Source organism: Gordonia sp. GONU (assembly GCF_024733855.1).
In the GTDB taxonomy this organism is placed as follows: Bacteria; Actinomycetota; Actinomycetes; order Mycobacteriales; family Mycobacteriaceae; genus Gordonia; species Gordonia amicalis.
The window spans coordinates 323,124-347,630 of sequence record NZ_JANRHB010000003.1; the positions used below are offsets into that span (position 1 = coordinate 323,124).

Below are 24,507 nucleotides of genomic sequence, written 5' to 3' on the forward strand. Positions count from 1 at the left end.
GTGCACAGCCTCTCCCGACCCGCGCCGAATACCCTGGACGGGTGAGCACGGAGAAGGACCGCCCGGAGCACGACCGGCTTGAGATCGACGCCGATCCGTCGGCGACGCCCACCCAGATCAAGGTGGCCGGGGCGGTGACCACCGTCGAGGGCCTGATCGGCGTGGTGGTGGCGGTGATCCTGGTGATCCGCGCGCTCGCCGGGCATGAGGAGACGACCATCAGCGGCTACGGCACCGCGGCCTGGTTCGGCATCATCGGCGGCGGTGTCCTCGCCGGTGGGATCGCGCTGTGGACGGGGCGGCGCTGGGGACGCTCGATCGCGATGATCGCCCAGATCCTGCTGCTCCCGGTGGCGTACTACCTGTTCACCAGCGGCCTCCCGGTTTTCAGCGTGCCGCTGGCCCTGGCGGCCCTCGCGGTGCTGGTGATGCTGTTCAGTCCGGCCTCGGTCCGGTGGCTGGCCGGCGACCTCGAACCCGGCCCCTGACCTGATCGAGGCGGAAATCGGGCATTCCGATCAGTTGACCCAGTTGTTACCGCGACGCCGACTCTAATATGTCGACTCGGCGCCGACCAGCCGTACAGTGGGGCCCATGACGCGCATCCTCGCGATTGCCAATCAGAAGGGTGGGGTCGCCAAGACCACCACGGTCGAGTCCCTCGGAGCCGCTCTCGCGGACCTCGACGTGTCGGTGCTCGTCGTCGATCTCGATCCGCAGGGCTGTCTCACGTTCTCCCTGGGGCACGATCCCGACCAGCTGGAGTCCTCGGTGCACGACGTGCTCCTGGGCGACGAGGAGATCGCCGACGTGCTCCTCGACACCGAGGACAAGGTGACCCTGCTGCCCGCCACCATCGACCTGGCCGGGGCCGAGGCGCTGCTGCTGATGCGGCCCGGGCGGGAGTACGCACTGAAGCGGGCGCTGGCCGAGGTCGGGCAGGACTTCGATGTCATCATCGTCGACTGCCCGCCGTCGCTGGGCGTGCTCACGCTCAACGGGCTCACCGCGGCCGACGAGGTGATCGTCCCGCTCCAGTGCGAGACGCTCGCGCATCGTGGTGTCGGGCAGTTGCTGCGCACCGTCCGCGAGGTCCAGCAGATCACCAACCCCAACCTCACGATGCTGGGTGCGGTGGCCACGCTGTTCGACGCTCGGACCACGCACAGCCGCGACGTCCTCTCCGACGTCGCCGATCGCTACGAGCTCCCGGTGCTGAACCCGCCGATCCCGCGAACCGTCCGGTTCGCGGAGGCTTCGGCCTCCGGAAGCTCGGTCATGCGCGGACGGAAGAACAAGGGCGCCACCGCATATCGCGAACTCGCGGAGAACCTGTGGAAGCACTGGGACGCGGGGGAGGGTGTGCGCACCCTCGACTTCTGAGGCGTCGTGAGGGGTGAGGTCAGGCGGGACCGAAGGCCTCGACCGTCGTGCCGCGCTGTTCGACGACCACGTCGCCGAGGACCCGCAGGCTCACCACTCCGTCCGGCGGGGCGTTGCGGGTCAGCGGGATCGAACGGATCTCGCGGCCGCCGGCAACATCACGCACGCTGATCCCGGCCGTACTCGGCAGCAGGAGCTGCCCGGCCATCACCTGGCCGGGTCCGAGCGTGCCGGGGACCTGGTAGATCGGTTTGAGGCTCTGTCCATCCAGCACGACCGTCGACTTGCCGGTCCAATAGGTGACGATGCCGTTCCCGTCGAGCGGGACGCTTCCCGACGGTGGTGTCGCATCCCCGGACACCGTGTTCGAGCCGGTCGCCACGCCCTCGGAGTCGAAGCGTCGGATGGACGGTCCGCTGTCGCCGCCGAGCGCCGGCGGCTCGGCGGGACTCGCGCCGCCGTCGTAGACGGCGATACCCGACGACGACATCGCGATGACCACCGGCGGTGGGCCACTGACGTCACCGGTGATCAGTGTCGACCCGTACTGCTCGACGCGTTCGTCGTCGTCGAGGAGGACGCCGAGCACGGTCAGCCGATACCCCGGATCGTCGGCGCAGCGTTCGGTGACGGACATGCGGTCGCCGGAGATGGCCGAGGAATAGATGACGCAGTCCTTGCGCTTGGCCTCGTCCTCCGGGCGGACGCGCGCCTCCACCCGGCCGTACTCGATTCCGCGCACCAGGTTCGAGCCCCACGTCTCGAGCCGGCGGGGGCCCTGGGCGACCACGTACCCGTAGTCGCTGACCAGCCGTAGCCGGTCGTCGGCGTCACTGGTCCGGGCGCCCTTGCGGGCCCCGGTCTTCGCGTCGAGCGCGGTGACCTCCGAGCAGCCGCGGGAGTTGCGGTAGACCGCGAGCGCGAGGTCGGTGCTGGCGGTCCACGCGGTGCCGACAACGCAGAGGTCGAGATCTCGCCGGTAGGACCACAGCTCCGCCCCCGAGGCCGGGTCGTGCCCGGTGACGGTGCCGCCGTTGCCGGTCACGACCACCGAAGCGGCGATGGCCGGCGTGACGGTGGCGTCGGAGGCGGCGTGCCAGCGTGGCGCGAAGGAGTCCGGAACCGCCGCGGGTTGTTCGACCTCGGGTGGGGCGGACTGCGCCTGGACGCTGGTGGTCCCACGTACCGGACTCACCAGCCAGGCGATCAGCCCGGACACGGCGACGAGCACGACGATGATCGCGGTGACCGCGAGATCGATCGGCCGGCGCCGCTCCGGTTTGACGCGTGCCACGCGTGGACTCGTGGTGGGTTACTCGGCAGCTGCCGGTGCGGACTGAGCGGACACCGGGGTCGCGTCGCCCGAACCCTCACCGGCCGGCTTGCCCTTGGCTCCACCGCGGCGGCGGCGACGACGGCGCGGCTTCGAGGCGCCCTCGCCGCCCTCGTCCGAGGCCTCGGAATCGTTGCCCTTGGCTTCCTCGGCGGTCTCGGTGCTCGTGCTGTCGGTGCTCGCGGCGTCGCCCTCGGAGGTCTGGCCGCCGCGGGTACGACGACGGGTGCGGGTCGAACGCTTACGAGGTTCCCGGTCCTCGCGCGTCTCGCGGGTCTCGTTCGGGTCGCGCTCGGGCTTGGCGGCCACGATGCGGCCGGTGGCCGTCTCCGGGATGGACAGGTCCTCGTGCAGGTGCTCGGAGGTCGAGTAGGTCTCCGCGGGGTCGGGGATGCCGAGACCGAGGGCCTTGTCGATGAGTTCCCAGCGATGCAGCTCGTCCCAGTCCACCAGGGTCACCGCGATGCCGGTGCGGCCGGCGCGCCCGGTACGGCCGATCCGGTGCACGTAGGTCTTGTCGTCCTCGGGGCACTGGTAGTTGATGACGTGGGTGACGTCGTCGATGTCGATGCCGCGGGCGGCGACATCGGTGGCGACCAGGACGTCGATGGCGCCGTCGCGGAACCGCTTGAGGGCCTTCTCGCGGGCGATCTGACCGAGGTCGCCGTGCACGGCGCCCACCTTGAACCCGCGCTCGGCGAGGTCGTCGGCGACCTTCTGGGCCGTCCGCTTGGTACGGGTGAAGATCATCGTCGCGCCGCGGCCGTCGGCCTGCAGGATGCGGGCGACGAGCTCGGCCTTGTCGAGTGCGTGCGCGCGGTAGGCGTACTGCTTCGTGCGGTCGTGGACCGCCGAGTCGTTGGCGTTCTCGGCGCGGATGTGGGTCGGCCGGTGCAGGAAGGTCCGGGCCAGGGTGACGATCGGTCCGGGCATGGTCGCCGAGAACAGCATCGTCTGGCGCGGCGTCGGCAGCGCGGACATGATCCGCTCGATGTCCGGGAGGAAGCCGAGGTCGAGCATCTCGTCGGCCTCGTCGAGGACGAGGATCGAGACCTTGCCGAGCACGAGGTGTCCCTGCTGGGCGAGGTCGAGGAGGCGACCCGGGGTACCGACCACGACGTCGACGCCGGACTGCAGCTCGGCGATCTGCGCCTCGTAGGGGCGACCGCCGTAGATCGAGGTGACCTTCAGCGGCCGACGGGTGCCGTCGGCGAGAGTGACCTCGAGCGACGGCGCCGCCACCTGGAGGTCGCCGGTCACCTGAACGCACAGCTCACGTGTCGGCACGATGATCAGCGCGCGCGGGGTGTTGTCGAGGGGCCGCATGCCGGAGGCCTCGGCGTGGGCCAGGCGGTGCAGCAGCGGGATGCCGAAACCGAAGGTCTTGCCCATGCCGGTGCGGGCCTGACCGATCAGATCGTGACCCTCGAGGGCGAGCGGGAGGGTCAGTTCCTGGATCGCGAAGGTGTGGGTCTTGCCGTCGTCGGCGAGAGCCGAGACGATACGCTCGTCCACGCCGAGTTCGGCGAAGGTGGGGGCGGTGTGGGTGTCGTCGACGATGGTCGTCTGCACGGCCGAATCGCTCATATGCGGTGGTTGCCTTTCTGGGCAGTCTCTTGCGCGCGTGTGATTCCTGCGCGCACGAGGAAAGCTCGAAAGTGCGCGCGCAAATGTCGTAGTGGCACCGGGGATCCGGCCGGGGCGTCGTGACACGAACTCTTCGATCCCGCGAGAATCTCGCGAGCGGTTGTCGTCACATCCCATCGGCCGCATCCACACGCTCGCGCCGGAGAGCACGCGATGATCACGCAGCTCAGCGGGCAAGCGACGGGGGGGTCCCGTCGGAGTGCACCGACGTCGAGTGTACTTGGTGCTTCCGGAGCGGCCGCTACCATCACCTCATGGCGCATGCATCCGACCCCCTTGAGCCCGTCCCGTCGTCCACGCCGGTTGCTGAGATCGAGAGCCAGGACCGCGTGATCGGGAAGCTGTTCGCGGTGCTGCTCGCCGGCGAATTCGCCGCCTTCCACCGGCTCATCGAGGAGTCGGCGATGGCTCCTGATGTGCCCGGCAAGATCGCGATCGCGCGGCTGGCCGCCTCCGAGGTCGGCCACTTCGACCGGCTTGCCGAGCGCGTGGAGACGATGACCGGTCTCACCGCCGCCGAGGCCGTGGAACGCTATCGGTCGATCTTCGACCAGTACCACCGGGCCACCACCCCGAAGACCTGGTACGAGGCTCTGGTCAAGGCCTATGTCGGCGACGGGCTCGCCGCCGACTTCTACGTCGAACTGTCCGACATGCTCCCGCCCGACTCCCGCTCGGTGATGGCCGAGGTGATGGCCGAGACCGCGAACTCGGCCTTCGCCCGCGATCAGGTCCGGGCCGCGGTCGAGGCGGATCCGTCGATCAAGTCGGCGCTGGTCCTCTGGGGTCGCCGCCTGCTGGGCGAGGCCATCACCCATGCGCAATGGGTGCTCGCCGCCGAGGAGGAGGTCACCGATCTGCTGTTCTCCGGGGCCTCGTCGCTGTCGGGGGTCGCTCGGTTCTTCGACGCGGTCGCGGCCAAACACGCCACGCGCATGGCCGATCTCGGACTCGACTGACCGGGCTCGCGCACCCCGCTGCTTTTCGCTGTCAGCGGAGCGGCTGTCCCGTCTGACGGCTGCTGGACTAGCCTTGTGCGGCAAGCGTTGTTGACACCGGAGGAGGGCGGCACATGGCCGTGGAAGTGAAGATCGGCATCACCGACAGCCCGCGTGAGCTGACCATCGCGACGTCGCTGACCAGCGACAAGGCCTACGCCGAGGTCGAGGCGGCACTCGGCGGCAAGCAGCAGCTGCTGGCCCTGGTGGACGAGAAGGGCGCCCGCTACCTGATCCCGGTCACCAAGATCGCCTACGTCGAGGTCGGTGCGTCGGAGAACCGTCGCGTCGGATTCGGTTCCTGACCGGACACAAGCCAACGAACAAGGGTCCTGTGCGCCCTCCGCGAATGATCGCGAGGTGCGCGCAGGACCCTTCTCGTATGTCCGTGGTTCTCAGGCGGGACCGGAGTCGGTGTCCTCCGCCGGGGTCTCGGCGTCGTTCTGGGTCTCGGTGTTCTGGGGCGCCTGACGCGGGAAGTGGGACAGACCGCCCCAGAGGAGTGCGACGGTGGTGTCGACGGCGGTCTGCTTGTCGACGGGCCGCTTGGCCTCGAGCCAGTAGCGCGCGTTGACCTGACTGGCTCCGACGAGTCCGGAGGCGAGCATGCGCGAGCGGTACGGATCGAGTCCGGAATCGTGCATGACCAGGCCGTACACCGCATCCACACACGCCTCGGTGGCACCTTCGACGCGTCGGATGACGGCCGGATCGGAGGCGTCGGAGGAGAAGATCAGCCGGTAGCCGGAGTTGTCCTGGTCGATGAAGTCGAAGAACGCCTCCACCGCCGCACGCACGCGCTTGCGGTTGTCGGTGGTGGTGCGCAGGGCGGTGTTCACATCGCTCACCAGCTTCTCGGCATGGGAGTCGACGACCGCGATGTAGAGATCCAGCTTGGACGGGAAGTGCTGATACAGGACGGGTTTGCTCACTCCCGCGTGCACCGCGATCTCGTCCATCCCGGCGGCGTGGTAGCCGCGCTCGACGAAGATCTCACTGGCCGCGTCGAGCAACTGCATCCGCCGTGCGCTGCGCGGCAGGCGCGTACTGCGTCCGGGCACTGCGGACGCGTTGGTTGCGGTCGACATGGGCAAGATCGTACTCGGGAGACCTTCCTACGCAGTATCTGCGGTCCGCTGTGAGAAAGTTAGTCCGTGAGCCGCGCAGAGGATGGTGGCCCCGGCCTGGATCAGGGACCGGTGCGCACCAAGGATGTCGGCCCGAGATCGTCGGGACGTCCCAAGCCGGACCAGCCGCTGCGTGCGCGCTGGGACCCGACCGATGACAGCGGCCGTCCCCGCGTGGATCGCGATGCACAGCCCGAGTACAAGAAGCAGTCGGCTCTCGGCCGATTCGTCTCGACCTACGGCTGGCGCGCCTATGCCATCCCGGTTCTGACGATCCTCACGATCGCGCTGATAGTCGTGACCATCGAGGACGGCCGGAACGCCGATCTGGCACCGACCGCCGCGGTCAACCCCGACTCCGCCGCACGCAACCCGGACATCAGCACCGAGACGCGTCCGATCGGTGCCCCGACCGGCGACATCCAGGCGGCGGCACTGCCCGCCGGCACGCTCCCCCAGGGTGGCCCGTTCACCACGCAGGGCCGGCAGACCTTCCGGGTGCTGCGGGGTGCGGGCGAGAAGGTCGGCACCGGCGGCCAGGAATACACCTACACCGTCGAGGTGGAGAACGGTCTCAACCCTCAGGACTACGGCGGCGACCCGACCTTCGCGAAGATGGTCGACACGACGCTGACCAATCCGCGCAGCTGGATCGGCGACGGGCGCGTGAGCTTCCGGCGCATCGATCGCGGCGAGCCGGACCTGCGCATCACCCTGGTCTCCACCGGAACGACCCGCGAGCTGTGCGGGTACCAGATCAAGCTGGAGACCTCCTGCTACTACCCGCCGCAGGGTCGCGTGACCCTCAACGAGGCGCGCTGGGTTCGCGGAGCACTGTCCTATGAGGGCGACGACGTCGCCTACCGGCAGTATCTCGTCAATCATGAGGTCGGGCACGGACTCGGCTACGCCGCACATGAGCCGTGCCGCGAGGACGGCGCGCTCGCGCCGGTGATGATGCAGCAGTCCTTCGGTACCGCCAACTCCGAGATCATGGCCCTCGATCCGGACATGAAGGCCAATCGCGCGTTCGTCTGTCGTCCCAACCCCTGGCCGTTTCCCAGTCGCTGACCCACGGGAATGAGCCGGCCACCGCAGTGGTTGTGCCAAGAGTCCGTGTACTCGCCGAATACTGGAGGCGTTCGTGTCGTCGCAAGGGTCGCTCACCGGGTCGCTGCCACCCCTCGTGGAGCCGGCAGCCGAACTGAGCAATGAAGAGGTGGCCCGCTACAGCCGCCACCTGATCATCCCGGACGTCGGGATGGACGGTCAGAAGCGCCTGAAGAACGCGAAGGTGCTCGTGATCGGCGCCGGCGGACTCGGCTCGCCCACGCTGCTGTATCTGGCCGCGGCGGGTGTCGGCACCATCGGCATCGTCGAATTCGACATCGTCGACGAGTCCAATCTGCAGCGCCAGGTCATCCACGGCCAGTCCGACATCGGGCGCCCGAAGGCCGAGAGCGCGCGGGACTCGATCCTCGAGATCAATCCGTACGTCACGGTGAACCTCCACGACGAGCGTCTCGAACCCGAAGGCGCTGTCGAGCTGTTCTCGCAGTACGACCTCATCCTCGACGGCACCGACAACTTCGCGACCCGCTACCTGGTCAACGACGCCGCGGTACTCGCGCACAAGCCGTACGTCTGGGGGTCGATCTACCGCTTCGAGGGTCAGGCGTCGGTGTTCTGGGAGGACGCCCCCGATGGCCGCGGCATCAACTACCGCGACCTCTATCCGCAGGCCCCGCCGCCCGGAATGGTGCCGTCGTGCGCCGAGGGCGGTGTCCTCGGCATCCTGTGCGCCTCGATCGGTTCGATCATGGGCACCGAGGCCATCAAACTCATCTGCGGCATCGGCGAGCCGCTGCTCGGCCGGCTCATGGTGTACGACGCCCTCGACATGACCTATCGGACCATCAAGATCCGCAAGTACCCCGAGGGTGAGCGCATCGCCGGCCTCATCGACTACGACGACTTCTGCGGCGTGGTGTCCAGTGAGGCCTCCGACGCCGCGGCCGGATCGACGCTGACCGCCGTCGAACTCAAGCAGAGGATCGACGCGGGGGAGAAGCTCGCGATCATCGACGTACGCGAGCCGGTCGAGTGGGACATCGTCCGGATCGACGGAGCGACCCTCATCCCGAAGGGCGAGATCCTGTCCGGCGAGGGCCTGGCGAAGGTGCCGCAGGATCGTCCGACGGTTCTGTACTGCAAGACCGGCATCCGCTCGGCCGAGGCGCTCGCCGCACTCAAGCGGGCAGGCTTCGCCGACGCCACGCATCTCCAGGGCGGGGTGACCGCCTGGGCCAACCAGGTCGACAAGACGCTGCCGGTCTACTGACCGTGTCCGCGTCGGGGCAGCGGTCGCCGCATCTCGGGTGCGGCACCGCGTGCCTCACCGAATCGGTCCACGGCGCTCGGTAATCTGGCCTGGTGAATACCGTCGAGCCGCCCGAACATGTGCTGAACACGTTCGGGCTCACCGCGCATCCGCCCGTCGCGATGGGCGACTCCTGGGTCGGTGGCTGGCGCGTCGGTGAGGTCGTGCTGTCGCTGGTGCCCGATCACGCGCGCGCCGCCTGGTCGGCCTCGGTCCGCGAGACGCTGTACGTCGAGGGTATGCGGATCGCACGGCCGTTCCGCGCGACCGACGGGCGCTACGTCGTCTCGGGATGGCGTGCCGACACCTACATCGCCGGGACCCCCGAGCCGCGGCACGACGAGGTCGTCCTCGTCGCGGACCGGTTGCACGAGGCCACCGCCGCACTGGAACGTCCGCGCTTCCTCCTGCAGCCCCCCGCGCCGCCGCACACCGACGTCGACGTCTTCACCGCGGCCGACCGTGCCGCGTGGGAGGACGTCCCGCTGCGGTCGGCGCGGGCCGCGGGGATGGCCGAGCCGACCGCACCCGACGGCGTGCAGAGCGTCGAGATGCTGAGAACCCTTGCGAAGCTTCGCAAGCCGGTCGACCTGCCGTCTCAGGTCGTGCACGGCGACCTGTTCGGCACCGTACTCTTCGCCGGTGCCGCGGCACCCGGCATCACCGACATCGTCCCGTACTGGCGGCCCGCCCCCTGGGCGGCCGCGGTCGCGGTGGTCGACGCCCTCGCCTGGGGTGGCGCGGACACCGAACTCGTCCAGCGGTGGTCGGATCAGCCGGAGTGGCCGCAGATGATGCTGCGGGCGACGATGTTCCGGCTGGCGGTCCACGCGCTGCACCCGCGCTCCACCTCCGGCGCACTGCCCGGGTTGCAGCGGGTCGTCGAGCTGGTACGTTTGCTCGTATAACCGCAGCTCACAGCCCTGCATCGGGTCTGTCAGTGTTCTCACACCCACTCTGCGGCGAAGTGAGAACAACGTGACGGTCCGGTCACCTCGCGGAAAATCCCCGCAACACGCTCCCCACATGCTTGGTGTCAGTCGCACGACATCGGTGTCGGCGTCCGACACGACAGCCCGCTGTCGTGTCACAGATGACCGCCCGCACTGCTCGTGCAGTGACCACCAAGCATCGGAAGACGGGGACGCATGGCCTTCGCAGACCTCAGAGCACAGCTCACTCGTGACCACACCATCACCGACTGGGATCCGGAAGATCGCGTCGCCTGGGACAACGGCAACGCCGCGATCGCCAAACGCAATCTCGTCTGGTCGGTGATCTGCGAACACGTCGGATTCTCCATCTGGTCGCTGTTCTCGGTGATGGCCCTGTTCATGGGCCCCGAGTACGGCATCAGCATGGATCAGAAGTTCGTCATCGCCGCGACCGCGACCCTCGTCGGGTCGTGCCTGCGCATTCCCTACACCCAGGCGACCGCGAAGTTCGGTGGACGCAACTGGGCGATCTTCTCGGCCATCGTGCTCCTCATCCCGACGGGCCTGACGATGATGCTGATGATGAACCCGGGCGAGTTCGGGTTCGGCTGGTTCCTGGCGGTCGCGGCCATCACCGGGTTCGGCGGCGGCAACTTCGCCTCCTCGATGACCAACATCAACGCCTTCTACCCGCAGCGTCTCAAGGGCTGGGCGCTCGGACTCAACGCCGGCGGCGGCAACATCGGTGTCCCGGTCGTCCAGGTCATCGGTCTGCTGGTCATCTGGCTCTTCGCCGACCAGCCCGAGATCGTCTGCGCGATCTACCTTGTGGCACTTGCCATCGCAGGTGTGGGCGCCGCGATCTACATGGACAACCTCGACCATCAGACGGCCAGCGGCAAGTCGATGATCGACTGCCTCAAGTACCGCGACACCTGGCTCATCTGCCTGCTCTACGTCGGCACCTTCGGCTCGTTCATCGGTTTCGGTTTCGCGTTCAGCCAGGTCCTCAACATCAGCTTCACCTCGGCCGGCGCATCCAAGCCCGCCCTCGCTGCGGCCCAGATCGCCTGGATCGGACCGCTTCTGGGTTCGGTCGCACGTCCCTACGGCGGTAAGCTCGCCGACCGCATCGGCGGCGGCAAGGTGACGCTGTACTGCTTCATCGCGATGGCCGCATCGGCGTCGATCCTCGTGATCGCCGGTATGTCGGCCGATGCGAACGGCAAGGTGATCAGCGGAGGTGTCCTCGCGGCCTTCATCACCGGGTTCATCTTGTTGTTCCTGCTCTCCGGGATCGCCAACGGTTCGGTGTACAAGATCATCCCGACGATCTGGGAGCACAAGGCGCAGTCGCTGTCGGGTCTGAACGCCTTCGGCAAGACCACCTGGTCGCGCAGCATGTCCGGCGCGCTCATCGGTATCGCCGGTGCGGCCGGCGGCCTCGGCGGTGTCGGCATCAACCTGGTACTGCGGTCCAGCTACAAGTCCAATCAGTCGGCCACACAGGCATTCTGGGTGTTCCTCACCTTCTACGTGGTGGCCGCGGTGGTCACCTGGTGGTTCTACGCACGGCGCCCGATCGTCGTCGGTGAGACCACCGATCTGCCGGTCGCGGACACCGTGAGCGCCGGCACCGCCACCACCGGCGAGCCGGTCACCAAGGAAGCGCTGGCCTGAGATCGCGCGCGGCGCAACTCGACCACCAGGCAAGGCACAGGGAGTAGACAATGAGCAGCGAGACCAACGCGGGATGCAGCACCGTCGTCGTGGTGGGTCACGGCATGGTCGGACACCGCTTCGTGCAGGAGATGCGGCAGCGTGACACCGACAACCGGTGGCGCGTCGAGATCGTCTGTGAGGAGACCGAACCGGCCTACGACCGCGTGGGTCTGTCCTCCTACGTCGGCGCATGGCAGCGGGATTCGCTGGCACTGGACGGCAACACCTACGACGGTGACGAACTCGTCGTCACCCATCTGGGTGAGGCCGTCACCGCGATCGACCGGCCGCAGCGCCGCGTCGTCACGTCGTCGGGACGCGAGATCGCCTACGACGCACTCGTGCTCGCGACGGGTTCCTATGCTTTCGTACCGCCGGTCCCGGGTCACGACAACCCCAGGTGCTTCGTCTACCGCACGCTCGACGATCTCGACGACATCCGGGCGGCCGCCGACGCGGCCGGCCCGGGGGCCACGGGCGTGGTCGTCGGCGGTGGCCTGCTCGGACTCGAGGCGGCCAACGCGCTCAGGCTGATGGGCCTCAAGCCGCATGTGGTCGAGTTCGCGCCGCGGCTCATGCCGATGCAGATCGACGCAGGCGGCGGGGCGATCCTGGAGAACCTCGTCACCGACCTCGGTCTCGAGGTCCACACCGGGGTCGGCACCTCCGAGATCGCCGACGCCGAGAACGGCGGGCTGCGCGTCACGCTCTCGGATGAGTCGCTGATCGACGCCTCGCTGGTCGTCTTCTCGGCCGGCGTCCGGCCCCGCGATCAGCTCGCCCGCGACGCCGGCCTCGCGGTCGCCGAGCGCGGCGGCGTGCTCGTCGGCACCGATTGCGTCACCGACGACGAGAACATCTTCGCCATCGGCGAGGTCGCCGCGGTCGAGGGGCGCTGCTACGGGCTGGTCGCTCCCGGCTACTCGACCGCCGAAGTCGTCGCGGACCGCCTGCTCGGCGGCTCGTCGACCTTCCCCGGCGCCGACATGTCGACGAAGCTGAAGCTTCTCGGCGTCGACGTCGCGAGCTTCGGCGATGCGTTCGCGACCACCGAGAACGCCCTCGAGATCACCTACCACGACGCGGTGGCGGGCCGCTACGCCAAGATCGTCGTCAGCGACGACGCGAAGACCCTGCTCGGCGGCATCCTCGTCGGCGACGCCTCGGCCTACGCCCTGCTCAAGCCGATGGTGGGCCGGGAGATCCCCGGCGACCCGGCGGCTCTGATCGCGCCGGAGGGCGGCACCGGCGTCGGAATGGACGCGCTGCCCGACGACGCCGAGATCTGCTCCTGCAACGGGGTGTCGAAGGGATCGATCTGCTCGGCGATCGCCGAGGGGGCCTGCGACATCGCGGCGATCAAGGGCTGCACCTCGGCCGGCACCACCTGCGGCGGTTGCCTGCCGAGCATCAAGCAGTTGCTCTCCGCGTCGGGCGTCGAGCTCAGCAAGTCGCTGTGCGACCACTTCTCCCAGTCTCGCGCCGAGCTGTTCGAGATCGTCGCGGTCACCGGCATCCGGACCTTCTCCGAGCTCATCGACCGCTACGGCACCGGGCAGGGCTGCGAGATCTGCAAGCCGACCGTCGCCTCGATCCTCGCCTCCACGTCGAGCGAGCACATCCTCGACGGCGAACAGGCCGCACTGCAGGACACCAACGACCACTTCCTCGCGAACATGCAGAAGAACGGGTCGTACTCGGTGGTGCCGCGCATGCCGGGAGGTGAGGTCACGCCCGAGCAGCTCATCGTGATCGGCGAGATCGCCCGCGACTACGGCCTGTACACCAAGATCACCGGCGGTCAGCGCATCGATCTGTTCGGCGCCCGCGTCGACCAGCTGCCCGAGATCTGGCGACGCCTCGTCGAGGCCGGGATGGAGTCCGGCCACGCCTACGGCAAGAGCCTGCGCACGGTGAAGAGCTGCGTCGGCTCCACCTGGTGCCGGTACGGCGTGCAGGACTCGGTCGGCATGGCGGTCTTCCTGGAGAAGCGGTACCGGGGCCTGCGGTCGCCGCACAAGATCAAGTTCGGGGTCTCGGGATGTGCCCGCGAGTGTGCGGAGGCCCGCGGCAAGGACGTCGGCGTGATCGCCACCGAACACGGCTGGAACCTCTACGTCGGCGGCAACGGGGGGCAGACCCCCAAGCATGCGCAGCTGCTGGCCGGCGGAGTGGATGACGACACCCTGGTCGCTTACATTGATCGGTACCTCATGTTCTACATCCGTACCGCTGACCGACTGCAGCGCACCGCCCCGTGGCTGGAGTCTCTGGAGGGCGGTCTGGACCATCTCAAGGCGGTGGTCTGCGACGACAGCCTGGGACTCGCTGCCGAACTGGAGGACGCGATGGCCCGGCACGTCGCCGGATACCAGGACGAATGGGCGGCGGTGCTCGGCGACGAGGACAAGCTGAGGCGGTTCGTGTCGTTCGTGAACGCACCCGACGTGGTCGACCCGACCATCCGGTTCGCGGAGTACGAGCGCAAGGTGCCGGTGCTGCTCGACATGCCGCAGGTACGTCCGGGAGCGGACGCGAACACCGGGGCGGTCGTGGACGCGGCGCCGGTGAAGGAAGGAGTGCCGACATGACCATCGCACCAGACGAGACCGGACAGTGTCCCTTCGCTGTCGACGGGTCCGGCGCGGTCGAGGGAATCTGGGTGAGGGCCTGTTCGATCGACGACCTGATCGTCGGACGCGGGGTCGCGGTGCTCGGTCCTCGCGGAGAGCAGGCCGCGTTGTTCCGGCTGCCCGCCGCCGAGACCGACCGGGAGGCGGCACCCGGCCGCTCCCGCCTGTACGCGATCGGCAACATCGACCCGTTCGGCCGCGCCGCGGTGCTCTCGCGCGGACTCACCGGTGACCGCGCGGGCGAGCCGACGGTGGCCTCGCCCCTCGGTAAGCAGGTGTTCGCGCTGCGGACCGGTGTCTGCCTGGACGATGAGTCCGTCTCCGTGGCGAGCTACGGAGTGCGCGTCGTCGAGCGGATCGTCGAGGTGTTCTTTCCCGCGTGAACGCCATCAATCCCGGTGACGCGACCGGCAACGACCCGTTGCCCGCAGACCCGTTGCCACTGACCGGATTCACCATCGGTATCACCGCCGCCCGCCGGGCCGAGGAGTTCGCCGCGCTGCTGGAACGACGCGGTGCGCGGGTCGTGCAGGCGCCGACCATCCGCATCCTGCCGCTGGTCGACGACACCGAACTCGAGCGGGTGACCGAGGAGATCATCGTCTCGCCGCCGCAGATCATGGTCGCCACCACCGGTATCGGGTTCCGGGGCTGGATCGAGGCGGCAGACGGCTGGGGCAGGGCCGAGGACGTGCTGCACTCGCTGTCGCAGAGCCGGTTGATCGCGCGCGGCCCCAAGGCAAAGGGCGCGATCCGCGCCGCGGGACTGCGGGAGGAGTGGTCGCCGGAGAGCGAATCCTCCTCGGAGGTGCTCGATCACCTGCTCGCCGAGGGCGTCGAAGGTGTACGGATCGCCGTGCAACTCCACGGCGCGACGAGCGAGTGGGAACCGCTGCCGGACTTCTGCACCGTCCTGCGCGCCGCAGGGGCCGAGGTCGTACCGATCCCGGTCTACCGCTGGAACATGCATCCGGATGTGGCGCGCATCGACAAGATGATCGCCTCGGTGCTGCGCGGCGACCTCGACGCGATCACCTTCACCAGTGCGCCGGCCGCGGCGTCGATCCTGACCCGCGCCAAGGAACTCGGGAAGCTGCAGCAGTTCGTCCACGCGCTGCGTACCGCGGTACCGGTGATGTGTGTGGGCTCGGTGACGGCCAGTCCGCTGGAGGCGCTGCAGATCCCGACGACATATCCGCGCCGGTTCCGGCTCGGTGCGCTCGCGCGCCTGATCACCGACGAACTCCCGCGCCGCACCCATGTGCTGCGTGTCGCCGGACACGACACCGCGATCCGCGGGCAGGCCGTCGTCGTCGACGGCGAACTGAAAGACCTGTCGGCGACGGGCCTGCTGCTCCTGAAACTGCTCGCGCGCAATCCCGGTCGGGTGGTGTCCCGGCAGGAGATGCTCGCCGTGCTGCCCGGCGACAGCTCCGACACCCACGCCGTCGAGGTCGCGGTCGCGCGGCTCCGTGCGGCACTGGGGGATTCGAAGATGGTCCAGACCGTCGTGAAACGCGGTTACCGCCTGGCCGTCGACCTCGAGTACGACGCCGAAGACGAATGACACATCCTGGGGAGAACACATGCGAGACAACCACGTACGGCTCCCGCACGGCGACCGCCTGCGCGACGTCAGTCCGGTGCTGGTCGCCCATGGCACCCGTAATCCGCACGGCGTCAACGTCATCGCCGAGATCGCCGAGGCTGTCAGCGCGCGGATCGGTGTGACCCGCACCGCGTTCGTCGACGTACTCGGGCCCACGCCCAGTGAGGTGATCGCCGACCTCGACCGTCCGGCCGTGCTGGTGCCGGCCTTTCTGGCGTCGGGTTACCACGTCCGCAAGGACATCCCCGAACACGTCGCGCTGACGGGCCGGTCCGACACCGTGGTGACCCGCGCGCTCGGCCCGGACCCGTCGATCGCGGCGGTGGCCCGCCTGCGGCTGGCCGAGGCCGGTTGGGAGCCGGGCGACGCGGTGGTCCTCGCGGCCGCCGGATCGTCGGACTCCAGTGCCTGCGGACAGGTGTATCTGGCTGCGCGGCAACTGGAATCGCTGATCGGTGGGCGAGTCGAGGTCGGATTCATCACCACTGCGCAGCCGTCGGTGCCGGAGGCGGTCGCATGTGCGCGCCGCACGGGTCGCCGCGTGGTGATCGCGAGTTACCTGCTCGCGCCGGGACTCTTCCACCAGCGTCTGGAGACCTGCGGCGCCGACGCGGTGGCCGCACCTCTCGGCCCCGACCCGCGCATCGTCGACCTGATCGTCACGCGCATGCGTGCGGCGATCAGCCCGTATCGGCGCACCCCGGCCTGACGGGTCAGGGGATCTCCCACCGGCACTCGCGCAATCGGATCCGTCCGTCGTGGATCGGAACGCCCTCCGCGGCAAGTCGTTCCAGCTGGCGCGTGGCGAGATGCGGTGCGGGACGACCGCTCGCGGGAACGACCCGGTGCCACGGCAGGTCGGCGGTGTCGGTGCGCATGATCCAGCCGACGATCCGCGCGCTGGACAGTCCGGCCGCGCCGGCCAGGTCGCCGTAGGTGCTCACCTGCCCGGCCGGGATGGCCGCGACCAGCGCGCGGACGGTCTCCACCTGCTCCTCGGTGATCGCAGCCATCGGCGCAGGCCCTCAGAGCAGTGAGCGGATCAGGGTCGCGGTCAGTTCCGGTTCGAGGAACGGCACCATGTGCGCGCAGTCGGCGTGGTGCACCGTGACGTCGCCACCGCGTTCGCTCGCGCAGGCCTCGAGGAACGCGGGTCGGACGAACGACGGCTGCACCTGGTCGGCGACGACGATCTTCGTCGGCACGCCCGGCGGCGGAAGTACTGCGGGCCTGGCCATTTCACTCCACGACGCGGCGGCCGCCGGGGCGCTGACCCGCCAGCCCACCCGGCCGTGCGGGCGGGGGATCAGGTGCTCGGTGAGCTCGGCCTCCATGATGTCGTCGGGGACATCCGCCCAGCCCTCGGACCGCTTGGCAGAGCGTGCCGCGTCGACGTCCGCGTAGTCCCAGTTGTCCAGACTGTCGGTGGCGACCTGAAGCGCGAACTCGGGGTCGAGGCCCTGCGCGGGGTCGAGGAGGACGAGCCCCTTGACCGCATCGGGCCGGCGGTTCGCCAGATGCAGGGCGAGCGCACCGCCGAACGAGTGACCCACGACGACGATCGGACGACCGTCGGGGACGTGTTCGTCGAGGACCGCCGACAGAGCACGCACGTGGTGCTCGATGCTCCACGGCGGACGCCACGGTGAACGACCGTGGCCGATGAGATCGGGTGCGACGATGCGGACGCCACCCAGGTGCTGGGCCAGGGGCTCCCAGCGGCGACCGTGGCCGGTGAGCCCGTGGATCGCGAGAACCGTCGGGGTGCTCTCCGCCGAGCCGCCGCCGAAGACATACGTGTTGAGAGCTGTCACCCGTCCATCCTGCCGTATGCGCGGGTCCGGAGCCCGACCCACCCGCGTGACACCTCGGGGCCGACGGGTGCGTCGGTGGCACATGATTCGATGGAGCCCATGAGTCGGAAACCGGGCACCACGGCGCCACGCAGCGCCCTGCGCGCACGACTCGTCGCGGCTCCGGAGGCGACGGACCGTCCCCGGACGTGGCCGCCGGTGATCGCGCAGGTCATCGACCCGGCCGCGAGCAGTCCGGGCAGCGCGGAACAGCAGGCCTGGCGGCCGATCCGGGTCCACGGCGGACCGGGCAGCGGCAAGACGGCACTGATCGTCGACGCCGCCGTCGCGCGCCTGCTCGACCCCGCGACAGATCCGGAATCGGTGCTCGTCCTGGCGTCGAGTCGTCGTGCGGCGGTTGCGCTGCGTGAGGAGATCACCCGGCGCGTGCTCTCGGCCAACGCAGCCGGACGGCGGGTGCTGGGCGGTGCGCTCCGCGAACCCCTCGTCCGCACCGTGCACTCCTATGCCTTCGCGATCCTGCGCCTGCAGGCGAGCGCACACGGCAACCCGCCCCCGCGGCTCATCACCGGTTCGGAGCAGGACGTCGTGCTGCGTGAGCTGCTCGCCGGCGACATCGAGGACGGGGCGGACTACTGGCCCGCGCATCTACGGCCGGCCCTGGGAACCGACGGTTTCGCGCAGGCCCTGCGTGACCTGATGATGCGGGCCGCCGAACGCGGCGTCGGACCGGAGGAACTCGCGGCGCTGGGCCGTGAACACAAACGCCCCGAGTGGACCGCCGCGGCCCGCGCCTACGCCCAGTACGAGCAGAACATGCTGCTGCGCGGCGCAGTCGGACTCGAGACCCCCGGTGCATCGGCGCCGGCCGTCGACGCGGCCGAGCTGATCGGTTCGGCGTTGTCGGCCTTCGCCACCGACCCGGAACTGCTGAGCGGTGAACGCCGCCGCATCCGCCACCTTCTCGTCGACGATGCGCAGCATCTGGATCCCCAGGCGGCACAGCTGATCCGGCTGGTCGGCACCGGCACCACCTCGACGGTCATCGCGGCCGACACCGATCAGTCGGTCTTCGGTTTCCGCGGAGCCAGTCCGCGTTTCGCCGACGAGCTCGCCGACCCGGGATCGGATCGCGACATCGTCCTCGAACACGACTTCCGCTCCCACCCCGACCTCGCTCGCCTGGGGCGTGCGATCGCCGCGCGTCTTCCCGGTGCGCGCCCCCACGCGTACCCGGAGCCGGTACGGGCCGAGGACGATGCCGACGTGCCGCGCGACGTCGCCGCCGTACGCGTCTACGGTTCGACGGCCAAGGAGGCCACCGCGATCGCCGACCTCCTCCGCCGGGCGCATCTGTTCGACGGTGTCCCGTGGTCGCAGATGGCGGTGATCGTGCGGTCGGTGTCGCTGGCGTTGCCCCCGCTCCGACGCGCGTTCCGGTCGGCCGGTGTCCCGGTCACGACACCGGCGAGCGATCTGCCGCTGCACCGGCAGCGCGCGGTGATCGCGCTGATGCTGGTGCTGCGGGTGGTCGCCGCCCGGCGCGAGGATCCGACGGCACGTGGTGGTGAGGCGATCCCGGAGTTCGAGCTGTTCACCACCGAGGACACCCTGACACTGCTGTCGGGTCCGGTCGGTGCCGCCGATCCCGGCGCGATGCGGCGTCTGCGGCGCGGCATCCGACGCCTCGACGAGAAGCGCGACCCGACGGCACAACCGGAGTCGCTGACCTCGCTCACCCGCGCCCTCCTCGACCCCGAGCTCGGCGCACGGTACCAGCGCGCCCTCACCGAGACCGAGGCCGCCCCACTGGCACGCGTGCTCGACGTGGTTGCGGCCGGACAGCGGGCCCACGATGCCGGCCGTGGCGTCGAGGAGACGCTGTGGGCCGCATGGCAGGCCACCGGTCTGGAGCGGCGCTGGGCGGCGTCGGCGGTCCGCGGCGGTCCGGCCGGGGAGCAGGCCGACCGCGACCTCGACGCGGTGATGGCGATGTTCGAGGCGGCGGCCAACTTCGCCGACACGCTGCCCGCCGCCGGGCCGGCCGGGTTCGTCCACTACCTCTCCCAGCTGCAGATCCCGCGTGACAGCCGAACCGCCACGGCGGCAACCGAATCGGTGACCGTCCTGTCCGCGCACGCCGCGGTGGGCCGGCAGTGGGAGGTCGTCGCGGTGGCCGGTGTCCAGGACGGTCTGTGGCCGTCGCTGCGCAGCCGGGGCGGCGTGCTCTCCACCGGCGCGCTGGTCGACATCCTCGACGGCATGGACGCCGGCGCGGTCGACACCGTCGCCCGTGGCGCCACGGCCCTGGCCGACGAGCGGCGGCTGTTCCTGGTCGCGTGTACGCGTGCGCGCAGCAGGCTGCTGGTGACGGCCGTGGAGGACGGCAGCGGCGACGCCTCGCCGTCTCGCTTTCTCACCGAACTGGCCGACCTCGTGGACGATCCCGACGAGGAGTCGCCGCAGGCCGAACTCCAGCTCGACCCGGGCGTCGACCGCGTGCTGTCGCTGCCGTCGCTGGTCGCCACGCTGCGGTCGGTCGTGATGGCCGGTGCGCACGAACCCGATGAGCGGACGCGCGCGGCCGCCCGCCTGCTCGCCGTGCTCGCCGACTCCGACATCCCGGGTGCCCATCCGCGCGACTGGTTCGGGCTGGCCGCACCCAGCACCGACGCGCCGCTGTGGACACCGGACAACGGACCCGTCGTGCTGTCGCCGTCGAATGTCGAAGCGCTGAACCGCTGTTCGCTGCGCTGGGTGCTGGAACGCAACGGCGGCCGCGACGGCGACGGGACACCGGCGCTCACCGGCAGCCTGGTGCACACGCTGGTGCAGGCCGTCGCGGGACAGCTGGATCCGGCCGAGGTGACCGCGGCGCTACGCGGGATCTGGGACCGGGTCGACACGGGTGCGGGCTGGTATTCGGCGCGGGAACTCGAACGTGCCGAGAACATGCTCGGCCATTTCCGCGACTGGCTGCGGATCTCGCGGGCCGACCTCGACGAGGTGGGCGTCGAATTACCCGTCGACGCAACCATTCCCGGTGGTCCCACGGGCGAACCCGGCGAGGAGGACGCCCCCGACGTGCGGCTGCGCGGCCGGGTCGACCGCCTCGAGACCGATTCGGCCGGCCGTCCGGTGGTGGTCGACGTCAAGACGTCGAAGACCCCGATCACCAAGGCCGACGCCGACGAACACGCACAGATGGCCGCCTACCAGGTCGCGCTGGCGCACGGGGGAGTGCCGCAGTTCGGTGATGTCCCACCGGGCGGTGCGCGCCTTGTCTACGTGTCCACCGCGAACCGCAATTCCGGTGCGGCCGAACGTGTCCAGTCACCGTTGACGCCGGAGCTGCTCGACGAGTGGATCGGCGTGGTCCGCCGGGCGGCCCGGGCCAGCATCGGTCCGACCTTCACCGCGACACCCAACCCGGGCTGCGTGCACTGCAACCTCTCGACCAGCTGCCCCGCGAAGATCCCCGGGAAAGCGGTGACCGATGACTAGTGGAACCCAGACCGATGGACTCGCGACCGGCAGGGCGATGATCGGCGCGAAGTCGCTGGCTGCGGCGCTCGGCCTCCCGGACCCGACCCCGGAACAGGTCGCGGTGATCGAGGCGCCGGTCGAACCGATGCTCGTCGTCGCCGGTGCCGGTGCGGGCAAGACCGAGACGATGGCGTCGCGCGTGGTGTGGCTCGTCGCCAACCAGGTGGTGGCGCCCGACGAGATCCTGGGACTCACATTCACCCGCAAGGCCGCCAGTGAACTCGGTGCGCGCATCCGACGCCGGCTGTCGATGCTCTCGGGTGCACCGGCATTGCGGACCTGGGACCCGGACGGCTCGCTGGCCGCGCGCCTGCGCGGTGCGGACCCCGAGGTCAGCACCTATCACGCGTACGCCGGCCGGCTGATCGCCGACTACGGCCTGCTCCTGCCCGTCGAACCGTCGTCGACGCTGCTCACCGAGACCGAACTCTGGCAGCTCGCGTTCTCGCTCGTGTCGTCGTGGCCGGGGGAACTGAACACCAAGAAGGTTCCGGCCTCCGTCACCGAATCCGTCCTCAAGCTGTACGGCGAGATGTCCGAACATCTCGTCGACATCGACGATCTCGCCAAGGCGGGCTCGAAGCTGTACGAGCTCATCGACACCCTGCCGAAAGGGCCGAAGCAACGCGACAAGCCGACGCAGGCACTGCTGAAGGTCCAGGAGGTCATCGACGAACGGCGCGAACTGATCCCGATGGTCATCGCCCTCGGCGAGACGATGCGGGTTCAGTCCGCCCTGGACTTCGGCAGCCAGATGTCGCTCGCCGCACGGCTCGTCGTGTCCAATCCGGAGGTCGTGGCCGCCGAGCGCACGGCGTTCCGGGCGGTCCTCCTCGACGAATATCAGGACACCGGGCACTCGCAGCGCGTGCTGCTGTCGACCCTGTTCGGCGGCCACGATCCGTCGCGCGATTCCGTCGCCGTCACCGCGGTCGGCGATCCGATCCAGTCGATCTACGGCTGGCGCGGAGCCTCCGCGGCGAACCTGCCGCGGTTCGCCCGGGACTTCCCGCGCCCCGACGGCACGCCCGCCGAGCGCCGCGAACTCCTCACCAGCTGGCGCAATGCCGCCCAGGGCCTTCGCCTGGCCAACCAGATCTCCGAGGAACTCCGCCGCCGCGGCATCCCGGTCAGCATCCTGCGGCCCCGGCCCGACGCCCCGCACGGCACCGCGACCCTCGCTCTCACCGAGACGGTCATCGACGAACGGAACTGGATCGCCGACGAGATCGAGACGCGCTACCGGTCGGCCGAGGCCGCCGGCGAGGCACCGCCGACCACGGCGATCCTGGTGCGGCGCAACGAGGATTCCGCACCGCTGGCCGCCGAGCTGGAGAGCCGCGGCATCCCCACCGAGGTCGTCGGCATCGGCGGACTGCTGCACGTCCCGGAGATCGAGGACATCGTCGCGACCCTGCGCGTGATGGCCGACCCGATGGCCGGCACCGCGGTGATGCGGCTCCTCACCGGTGCCCGCTGGCGCCTCGGGGCCAAAGACCTTGCCGCCCTGTGGCGCCGGGCCACGACCCTCGCCGCCGAGAGTTACGCCGAAGCGGGTGGGGTCGTCACCAGCCGGGAAGAACTCGACGCCGCGCTCGACGCGGTGCTGCCCACCGAGATCGTCGACCGGGCCGGGATCGCCGACGCCGTCGTCGATCCGGGCGACCCGGGCGACTACAGCCCCGAGGGCTATGCCCGCATCCGGGCGTTCGGCGCCCAACTGGAATCACTTCGGCGCCGCATCGGACAGCCACTGCCCGAACTCGTCGCCGACGTGGAGAACACCATCGGCGTCGGCGTGGAAGCCCAGATCCGTGCACGGCGCATGCGCGGTGCGATCACCGGCCGCGAACATCTCGACGCGTTCGCCGACTACGTGAGTCACTACGCCGACCGTCCAGGCGCCAATCTGCCTGGGCTGCTGGCGTTCCTCGACGCCGCCGAGTCCATCGAGAAAGGTCTCGAACCGGGCCGGATCGAGGTTGCCGAACAGCGCGTGCAGATCCTCACCGTGCACGCGGCCAAGGGCCTGGAGTGGGACGTCGTGGCCGTCCCCCACCTGGCGAGGGGCATCTTCCCCAGTGCCAAGGCCGACACCACCTGGCTCGGGAGCGCGCGCGAACTCCCCGCCGACCTGCGTGGTGACCTCGCGATCCCCGCCGAGTCGGCCGACGGTGTGCCCGAGGGCTTTCCGCTGCTGAAGATCGACACGGTCGGCGACCGCAAACAGCTCGAGGACGCCCTGTCCGATCACAAGGCGGCGATCGGCGAACGACGCCTCGAGGAAGACCGGCGCCTGCTCTACGTCGCCCTCACCCGTGCCCGGCACGATCTGCTGATCTCGGCCCACCACTGGTCGGAGACCGGTGACAAGCCGCGCGGCGGTTCGGATTTCTTCGACGAGCTGATGGTTGCCGTCGACGAGGCGATCACCGACCCGGCCGTCGACTCCACCGGTCTGTCCATCGCGGTCCGCACGCCGCCGCCCACAGAGGACGCGACCAACCCGCTCGCCGAACGCGTTGTCGCGCAGCCCTGGCCGCGCGACCCGCTCGCCGGGCGCCGCGATGCGGTGCAGGCGGCCGCCGACCTCGTCCTGGCGGCCATCGCGGACCGCGAGGCGCCCGCGCTGTTCGAGACCCCCGCCGCCTCGGCCGATCCGGAGACCCTTCCGATGCCACCGGATCCGGAGGACGAGGTCGCGGCCTGGGAGGCCGAGGTGTCGGCACTTCTGGCCGAACATCATCAGGCCAACCAGGCGCTCGTCGAGGTGACGTTGCCGACGCACCTCTCGGTCAGTCAGCTCGTCGAACTGGACGCCGACGAGGCCGAGTTCGCCCGTCGGCTCCGGCGTCCGACTCCCTTCCGGCCCAACCCGATGGCACGGCGCGGCACCGCATTCCACGCCTGGGTGGAACGCTGGTTCGGCGCCACCCGGCTGCTCGACATCGACGAACTGCCCGGTGCCGCCGACGCGACGGCGAGTCCCGACGCCGACCTGGACGCCCTTCGTGACGCATTCCTCGCCTCGCGCTGGTCCAATCGCAGCCCCACCGAGGTGGAGGTGCCGTTCGAGACGGTGATCGGCGGCATCGTCGTGCGCGGCCGGATCGACGCGGTCTTCGCCGAGAAGGACGGCTCGTGGACGGTCGTGGACTGGAAGACCGGCGTCGTACCCGAACCGGCGAGACGGGAGTCGCTGTTCATCCAGCTGGCCGCGTATCGAATCGCCTGGGCGCAGCTCGCCGGTGTCCCGGTGGAGAAGGTGCACGCGGCGTTCCACTACGTGCGTGACGGACACACCCTGGAGGCCGACGACCTGCCCGACGAGGCAACCCTCGCCGCCAAGCTCGCCAAATGAGCTATCGCGCCCCTGCGTG

19 protein-coding genes are annotated in these 24,507 nt (G+C 69.7%); 14 read left to right on the forward strand and 5 right to left on the reverse strand.

The genetic code is table 11. The features are described 5' to 3' along the window. Positions 1 to 41 precede the first annotated feature (41 nt). Complete coding sequence (locus NWF34_RS05000) at positions 42 to 488, forward strand: hypothetical protein (RefSeq protein ID WP_258324329.1); 447 nt, start codon at positions 42 to 44, stop codon at positions 486 to 488. A 106-nt stretch (positions 489 to 594) separates the two neighbouring features. Continuing rightward, positions 595 to 1,383, forward strand: coding sequence for a ParA family protein (locus tag NWF34_RS05005; RefSeq protein WP_258324330.1), 789 nt, complete (start codon positions 595 to 597; stop codon positions 1,381 to 1,383). Between the two features lie 19 nt (positions 1,384 to 1,402). On the opposite strand, the gene NWF34_RS05010 is transcribed toward NWF34_RS05005, so the two are convergent. Then, positions 1,403 to 2,677, reverse strand: coding sequence for a hypothetical protein (locus NWF34_RS05010; RefSeq protein WP_258324331.1), 1,275 nt, complete (start codon positions 2,675 to 2,677; stop codon positions 1,403 to 1,405). A gap of 18 nt (positions 2,678 to 2,695) precedes the next feature. Then, positions 2,696 to 4,303: a DEAD/DEAH box helicase gene (locus NWF34_RS05015; RefSeq protein WP_258324332.1), complete on the reverse strand. Its 1,608-nt coding sequence runs from the start codon at positions 4,301 to 4,303 to the stop codon at positions 2,696 to 2,698. A gap of 314 nt (positions 4,304 to 4,617) precedes the next feature. Between NWF34_RS05015 and NWF34_RS05020 the strand changes: the two genes are divergently transcribed. Both NWF34_RS05020 and NWF34_RS05025 read left to right on the forward strand, forming a co-directional pair. After that, on the forward strand, positions 4,618 to 5,322 hold the full coding sequence (locus NWF34_RS05020; RefSeq protein WP_258324333.1) for a ferritin-like domain-containing protein: 705 nt from the start codon (positions 4,618 to 4,620) through the stop codon (positions 5,320 to 5,322). A gap of 113 nt (positions 5,323 to 5,435) precedes the next feature. Then, on the forward strand, positions 5,436 to 5,666 hold the full coding sequence (locus tag NWF34_RS05025) for a DUF3107 domain-containing protein (RefSeq protein ID WP_005197051.1): 231 nt from the start codon (positions 5,436 to 5,438) through the stop codon (positions 5,664 to 5,666). Positions 5,667 to 5,756: 90 nt separating this feature from the next. Here the strand turns inward: NWF34_RS05025 and NWF34_RS05030 are convergent, their stop codons facing one another. Next, positions 5,757 to 6,449, reverse strand: a complete 693-nt coding sequence (locus NWF34_RS05030) for a TetR/AcrR family transcriptional regulator (RefSeq protein ID WP_258324334.1) — start codon at positions 6,447 to 6,449, stop codon at positions 5,757 to 5,759. A 66-nt stretch (positions 6,450 to 6,515) separates the two neighbouring features. Here NWF34_RS05030 and NWF34_RS05035 point away from each other — a divergent pair, with 66 nt between their 5' ends. The 8 genes from NWF34_RS05035 to NWF34_RS05070 all read left to right on the forward strand — a co-directional run bounded on the left by NWF34_RS05035 (position 6,516) and on the right by NWF34_RS05070 (position 16,476). After that, the gene (locus tag NWF34_RS05035; RefSeq protein ID WP_258324335.1) at positions 6,516 to 7,559 is read left to right on the forward strand and encodes a DUF3152 domain-containing protein; all 1,044 of its coding nucleotides are present in this window, start codon (positions 6,516 to 6,518) and stop codon (positions 7,557 to 7,559) included. 73 nt (positions 7,560 to 7,632) lie between these two features. After that, positions 7,633 to 8,829 (forward strand): adenylyltransferase/sulfurtransferase MoeZ, encoded by a 1,197-nt coding sequence (moeZ, locus tag NWF34_RS05040; protein WP_258324336.1) that lies wholly within the window; start codon positions 7,633 to 7,635, stop codon positions 8,827 to 8,829. A gap of 92 nt (positions 8,830 to 8,921) precedes the next feature. Then, on the forward strand, positions 8,922 to 9,776 hold the full coding sequence (locus NWF34_RS05045) for a TIGR02569 family protein (RefSeq protein ID WP_006437396.1): 855 nt from the start codon (positions 8,922 to 8,924) through the stop codon (positions 9,774 to 9,776). A 240-nt stretch (positions 9,777 to 10,016) separates the two neighbouring features. After that, positions 10,017 to 11,483 (forward strand): NarK/NasA family nitrate transporter, encoded by a 1,467-nt coding sequence (locus NWF34_RS05050; protein ID WP_258324337.1) that lies wholly within the window; start codon positions 10,017 to 10,019, stop codon positions 11,481 to 11,483. A gap of 50 nt (positions 11,484 to 11,533) precedes the next feature. Then, a complete protein-coding gene (gene nirB, locus NWF34_RS05055) occupies positions 11,534 to 14,116 on the forward strand; it encodes a nitrite reductase large subunit NirB (protein ID WP_258324338.1) in 2,583 nt (860 codons plus the stop codon). Beyond that, positions 14,113 to 14,541: a nitrite reductase (NAD(P)H) small subunit gene (locus NWF34_RS05060; protein WP_258324339.1), complete on the forward strand. Its 429-nt coding sequence runs from the start codon at positions 14,113 to 14,115 to the stop codon at positions 14,539 to 14,541. Before nirB ends, NWF34_RS05060 begins: the two co-directional genes overlap by 4 nt. After that, positions 14,538 to 15,725 carry a uroporphyrinogen-III synthase gene (locus NWF34_RS05065; RefSeq protein WP_258324340.1) on the forward strand — a complete coding sequence of 396 codons (1,188 nt, stop codon included), beginning with the start codon at positions 14,538 to 14,540 and terminating at the stop codon, positions 15,723 to 15,725. The genes NWF34_RS05060 and NWF34_RS05065 overlap by 4 nt, the downstream gene beginning before the upstream one ends. 19 nt (positions 15,726 to 15,744) lie before the next feature. Further along, complete coding sequence (locus NWF34_RS05070) at positions 15,745 to 16,476, forward strand: sirohydrochlorin chelatase (RefSeq protein WP_258324341.1); 732 nt, start codon at positions 15,745 to 15,747, stop codon at positions 16,474 to 16,476. Positions 16,477 to 16,480: 4 nt separating this feature from the next. Here the strand turns inward: NWF34_RS05070 and NWF34_RS05075 are convergent, their stop codons facing one another. Together NWF34_RS05075 and NWF34_RS05080 are read right to left on the reverse strand one after the other, a co-directional pair. Further along, positions 16,481 to 16,780, reverse strand: coding sequence for an MGMT family protein (locus tag NWF34_RS05075; protein ID WP_258324342.1), 300 nt, complete (start codon positions 16,778 to 16,780; stop codon positions 16,481 to 16,483). A gap of 12 nt (positions 16,781 to 16,792) precedes the next feature. Beyond that, positions 16,793 to 17,581 (reverse strand): alpha/beta fold hydrolase, encoded by a 789-nt coding sequence (locus tag NWF34_RS05080; RefSeq protein WP_258324343.1) that lies wholly within the window; start codon positions 17,579 to 17,581, stop codon positions 16,793 to 16,795. Between the two features lie 99 nt (positions 17,582 to 17,680). On the opposite strand from NWF34_RS05080, the gene NWF34_RS05085 reads away from it, so the two are divergent. Next, on the forward strand, positions 17,681 to 21,085 hold the full coding sequence (locus tag NWF34_RS05085) for an ATP-dependent DNA helicase (protein WP_258324344.1): 3,405 nt from the start codon (positions 17,681 to 17,683) through the stop codon (positions 21,083 to 21,085). Then, on the forward strand, positions 21,078 to 24,488 hold the full coding sequence (locus tag NWF34_RS05090; RefSeq protein ID WP_309148627.1) for a UvrD-helicase domain-containing protein: 3,411 nt from the start codon (positions 21,078 to 21,080) through the stop codon (positions 24,486 to 24,488). The genes NWF34_RS05085 and NWF34_RS05090 overlap by 8 nt, the downstream gene beginning before the upstream one ends. Positions 24,489 to 24,507: the final 19 nt, after the last annotated feature.